The sequence below is a fragment of the Microcoleus sp. Pol12B4 genome (assembly GCF_036701385.1).
In the GTDB taxonomy this organism is placed as follows: domain Bacteria; phylum Cyanobacteriota; class Cyanobacteriia; order Cyanobacteriales; family Microcoleaceae; genus Microcoleus.
The window spans coordinates 1-4,906 of the sequence record NZ_JAUBQR010000324.1 but is presented as its reverse complement, the minus strand read 5'-3'; the positions used below and the strand labels follow the sequence as shown (position 1 = coordinate 4,906).

Sequence of the window (4,906 nt, the reverse complement as noted above, 5' to 3'; positions counted from 1 at the left end):
AGATATTCTTTGTCTCATCGTATTATTAAATCTTTCTATATAGTTTGTCAGACCAGTCTCCTTTCCTACTGCCTTGTGTCTTTTTTGAGGAAAAACTGTTCCATAGGCACTCCAAAAGTCTGTGTAACTTACGGCACATTGACGATAAACAGGTGGTAAAGAATCCCATAATCCTTGAGCGCCAGCTTGAGTTCTTTTGCCAATATACACTCCGATAATTTCTTTAGTTGATACATCAATTGCCAGCCAAATCCACTGCTTGTTATCCTTATTGTCTACAAAAGACCACATTTCATCACATTGAATTGTGAGCTTCCCTTTCTTTTTTGACTTCACTTCTACTTCTCTTTTTACAGCTCCTAATTTTTTATTAACATAGTATTGCAACCACCGTTCCGAAACCCCAGTCGCCCTCACAATACCAGCCAGAGATATCTTTTCTAATAAAAGTCGATCTATCAACTCTTTTGTTGCTAATGAAATCGGTTGATATCTGGGAGTCATGACGAATTGTCTTCCACAATCTCGACATTTAAAATTTTGCTTGCCGGAGCGAGTGCGACCATTTTTCAATCTGGTATTCAGAGTTACACTTGGGACATTTCATAAGCTAAAATTCAAGGTAGGTTATAAAGAATAAAATTATCACACATTTTCCTTGCTATGCAGGACTACCAAAAAGTTATAGACAATTTAGCTGTTGACTTAGAAACAGCTTTTCCTGAAAAGATGTTTGCCGACGATTGAGCAGTTGGAAGCTGAGTTAGAAGCGGTGGATGTGGAAATTGAGGAGGAATGATAAAATCGGAGAGTGCGAAGTAAAGATAACTATTATGAAAAATCTTAGAGCAATCCTTCACCCTAGCTGTAACCCGTGATGTTTTGCGGCCCAAGGTGCTCTCAGGTGAGATTGGGGTGAAGGATTTACATAACCTAGCTAGAAATATCAGGAACCCGCACCATCATTTCTCCTATGCACCGTCTTTTTAAACTTGATGCGTTCAGGAGGTTTTGGAGGTTCTGGAGGTTTTCGAGAAGTATTAGACTCTTGCTGATCGGCTGAATTATTATTAGTCATGGAGGTTCCTTTGAGTAATAACGAATGTAATCCTAATATAACGCTAATTTACGAATACGCGGATCAGGCATTAAAAGATTTAGATCAGAGTATCAATAGGCTTAATACAAAACTAGGTGTAGTGCTGGGATTTGATGCAGCTCTAATTCGCTTTTTTTCAAGCTTACCAGGTCGTTCGGTTGCAGTAAATATTGATGCTTTCGATATTTCCTTGGAGTGTAATTTTTGTTTGTTATTAAAGATTTTAAGTTACCTTGCTTTAATAATTTCTTTGATTTATTGTTTCTTGGGGTTTAAACCACAAACAGCAGGGCAAATTATTTTGCCAGAAGAATTAATAGAAAAATGTCTTGACATACCAGAGGAAGAGTATAGACTCTCAATCCTAGAAAACTGGAATCAATCAATCAAGGAATTGGCTAAAAATAGAGACAAAACATCAGATTTGTTTAAAGGGGCTATCTGGGCACTCATATGCGCTGCTATTTTGTCTGCTCTTGACGTAATTTTATCTTCTTTTTTAGTTAAGTAAACTACTAAAATATAGAGAGGATTAATTAATGGATATCAACCAACAAAAAGAACAATTCAGCAACCTCTACCTGCAAGCTGTCACCACAGTTGCGGGTTATTCCCTCTACAAACTCTTCGTAGACGATGATAGCGTGGATTGGGGAGTAGCTGCCAAAGGCGGGACAGACCCCATTAGAGCACCTCGCTTAGAATTGCAGTTAAAATCTACATCATAGAGATATCCAAGACGATAACTCCATCCGCTACCCCCTCAAGCTCAAAAACTACGACGACTTAAGAATGGATGACTTCGCCATTCCCCGAATTTTAGTTGTCGTTTTAATTCCAGAAACACCCGAAGACTGGTTAACCCACTCCGAAACAGAACTCTGCATCAGAGGCTGAGGATATTGGATATTGGATATCGTTGCGGGGAAAGCCAAAAACACAAAACACAAGCACTGTCACCGTAGTCATCCCCAGAACCAACCAATTTACAGTCGCCGCCCTTCAGTCAATTATGGAGAGAATTAGCCAAGGAGTTCAACCATGAAAATCACCGTAAAAGATAGCCAAACTCTCGAAACAATCAAGCTAAATCAACTGAGAAATTACTTACAAACTCACGGCTGGCATGAAGACCAACCTTTCTTAGATAATGCCACACTTTGGCACAAACCAACAGCCGATGCAGAAGAATTTGAAATATTGCTACCTAAGCGGGAAAACCTGGGAGATTATGCAGCCCGCATCCGCGAGGCAATCCAAACCCTAGAAAACGCAGAAAATCGCCCTCAAATTGAAATTTTAAGCGAACTACTTACCCGCATTCCCAACACGACTATTCAGGGAATTGTTATGCAAATTCACACCCCAAATACCAAAAAATTAAGTGGCGAAATTACTCTCCTCGGCATTGTAGCTGACAAATTGCGGAAAATTCAAACTTCACTCGCAGACAAAGATTATATCCTGGCGATTAAAGCTTATCAAGAACGCTTACCGATTCTCTGTAGCGGTGACTTAATCAAAGACAACAACGCCTTCATCCTCAAAAACCCCCACAACTTCACTCTCGATGAATTGTGGTAAGACTAACAGATTTTGTCGAAATCTATATTAAACACCTTCCAAACAAATATCAAGTTCCCTAGCAAAGGCCTCTGGCGCATCCAGCATCAGCCAGTGTCCAGTATCGGGTAGCGTAGTTGTCGTTAGTGTGGGACGGAGGATGTGGAGGCTGAAGGGAAAAGTGTTTGAGGGAGCAATAATGGCGTGGGCTCGTGTTCCAGGGGCTGCTAGGTAGCGATCGAGAGCATCAACGGCTTCAAAGGCAAACATCCCGCGAGACATTCCAGACAGACAATCCTGTGGAGTCGCCGCCAACCAAGTGAGAATCCGATCGCGCGTATGGGCCCTGCTTCCAGTCAGCGCCTCGTTAAAGCTGGTTTCCACAGCAGCCCGCCAATCCTCCGTCTCCAGAGCCCTCTGGTAGGGGACGATCCGTGCCTCGTGCACCTCTGCTGGCACCTTGGTAAAATCTCCAGGTGGGTCGGCTAGGATCAACTGCGCGATGCGGTGCGGTGCGGCGGCTGCTGTGGCGAGAGCAATACAAGCACCGAAACTGTGCCCGACTATCGCCACTCGATCGAGTCCCAGCCCATCAAGCACGGCGAAAACATCCGCTGCACAGGAGGCGGGCGCATAGTTGCCGTCCTCCGGCGGTGCAGAATCACCGTGTCCCCGCATATCAAGGGCGATCGCGCGTCGGGTACGGGCGACACGGGCAAGCTGGGCATCCCAGATGTTCGCGGAAACCGCCATACCGTGCACGAACACCACCGGCAGCGCCTCGGATTCCGCAGCGGTGACAGGGGGGCTGGCTTCGATAATGTTAATAGTGCCGATCGGTCCTTTGATATTTGTCGATCGCATACAATTTTCTCCTAAGTTTTATAGTCCTGGACAAACGGGTAGTCAGAAACCGGGTTTTTCGCAAAAATACTCCGTTAGAGCATCCCTGAAAAGATAAAAACCGGTTTCTTTGGTTTGGATAGGTGAGTCAGGTTTGAATTTCCTATTTTCACACAACCAATTTTACCTCTGTTACTCCTTGGCGCAATTCATACTGTCCTTTTACCCAAAATTGTTGAATTTGTTTACCCAAAAACGGAGCAATTTGCATCATCAATAAACGTATAAATACATTTTTTCGCAGTTGTTCGCCTTTCCACGCTTCTTGTGCTTGAAGTTGTTGGGCGCGAATAATTTCTGGTTCGCGTTCTGCCTGAATCCGCGATAATGCTAAGTCAATATCCTCATAATTAGCCCCTGCTTTCAATAAAGGTACAAGGTGATTCGCCGCCACAATTACATCGCGTAACGCCATGTTAATTCCTTGAGCGCGAACCGGAGACATGGGATGTGCAGCATCCCCCAAAAGTATGATTCCTGGTCGATGCCAGCGCGGACAGCGACCAACCACAACAGATAATCGCATCGGAGATTCGATCGTATCGGCACAGTTGCGGAAATGTTCTGCCATCCACGCAGGCGATCGCGATGCGAAAGTTTCTGCCCAGTCTGTGTGTTTCCGATCCGTTTTGTCATCTGCCGATAGCACCCAAGCCAGATGAAGTTTTCCTGATTCTGCCCCATGAAAGACACTAAATCCGCTACCGCCATTCAGGATGGAATAAAATACATTATCCGCCACAAACCGAGGATGAGCCGCAAGTTTAAACCACAGAACATCTATACTATTCTGCTGTTTTACTAACTCTAATTCTGCACGTTGTCGTACAACCGAGTTTCTACCATCTGTACCAATCACAAGTGCAGCAGGAATCTCTCGCCCATCTCCTAGCTTTACACCCGCAATGCGATCGTTGCTGTAGAGTAAATCTTTTACGGGAACACCTGGGATAAATTCAAACTCTGGATGCAACTGAGCTTCTGAAATTAGTGTTTCTAGTAAAGGCGGTTGTGATACCAGTGTACAAGGTCGATTTGACCCCATTGGCTCATCAACTCGAAATAGTTGCCGATCGCCCACAATGAACTCCCAGGCATCAATTTGTCGGTGTGGAACACCTTCTAGCATAGTGGATAAGCCCATTTGGGCGATCGCATCCAATCCGCTTGGCATTAACGCTTCACCGCGAAACACTCGATAGGAATTTTTTGCAGCCTCAACCAAGGTTACGGCAATACCTCGTTTCACCAGCAGCAAGGCAAGTGCCGCACCAGTTGGCCCCGATCCCACAATTACAACTTGCCTCATTGCCATTCCCCATTGCTTTTTAATGTATTTCC

6 protein-coding genes and 1 pseudogene are annotated in these 4,906 nt (G+C 44.4%); 4 read left to right on the top strand and 3 right to left on the bottom strand.

Features of this window, described 5'->3' with window-relative positions; translation table 11 throughout:
* Positions 1-607: pseudogene (locus QUA38_RS27290) on the bottom strand (IS1 family transposase); the annotation flags it as partial.
* A 481-nt stretch (positions 608-1,088) separates the two neighbouring features.
* Between QUA38_RS27290 and QUA38_RS27285 the strand changes: the two are divergent.
* The 4 genes from QUA38_RS27285 (at position 1,089) to QUA38_RS27275 (ending at position 2,683) form a co-directional block, all read left to right on the top strand.
* Positions 1,089-1,610, top strand: a complete 522-nt coding sequence (locus tag QUA38_RS27285; protein ID WP_333167422.1) for a hypothetical protein — start codon at positions 1,089-1,091, stop codon at positions 1,608-1,610.
* A gap of 28 nt (positions 1,611-1,638) precedes the next feature.
* Complete coding sequence (locus tag QUA38_RS27280; RefSeq protein ID WP_333167420.1) at positions 1,639-1,827, top strand: DUF4365 domain-containing protein; 189 nt, start codon at positions 1,639-1,641, stop codon at positions 1,825-1,827.
* A 191-nt stretch (positions 1,828-2,018) separates the two neighbouring features.
* Positions 2,019-2,144 carry a hypothetical protein gene (locus QUA38_RS29540; RefSeq protein ID WP_445305115.1) on the top strand — a complete coding sequence of 42 codons (126 nt, stop codon included), beginning with the start codon at positions 2,019-2,021 and terminating at the stop codon, positions 2,142-2,144.
* A complete protein-coding gene (locus QUA38_RS27275) occupies positions 2,141-2,683 on the top strand; it encodes a hypothetical protein (RefSeq protein WP_333167418.1) in 543 nt (180 codons plus the stop codon). Before QUA38_RS29540 ends, QUA38_RS27275 begins: the two co-directional genes overlap by 4 nt.
* A gap of 27 nt (positions 2,684-2,710) precedes the next feature.
* Here the strand turns inward: QUA38_RS27275 and QUA38_RS27270 are convergent, their stop codons facing one another.
* Together QUA38_RS27270 and QUA38_RS27265 are read right to left on the bottom strand one after the other, a co-directional pair.
* Positions 2,711-3,526, bottom strand: coding sequence for an alpha/beta hydrolase (locus QUA38_RS27270; protein ID WP_333167416.1), 816 nt, complete (start codon positions 3,524-3,526; stop codon positions 2,711-2,713).
* Between the two features lie 148 nt (positions 3,527-3,674).
* Positions 3,675-4,906, bottom strand: a 1,232-nt coding sequence (locus tag QUA38_RS27265; RefSeq protein ID WP_333167414.1) for an FAD-dependent monooxygenase, incomplete at its 5' end; no start/stop codon positions are given.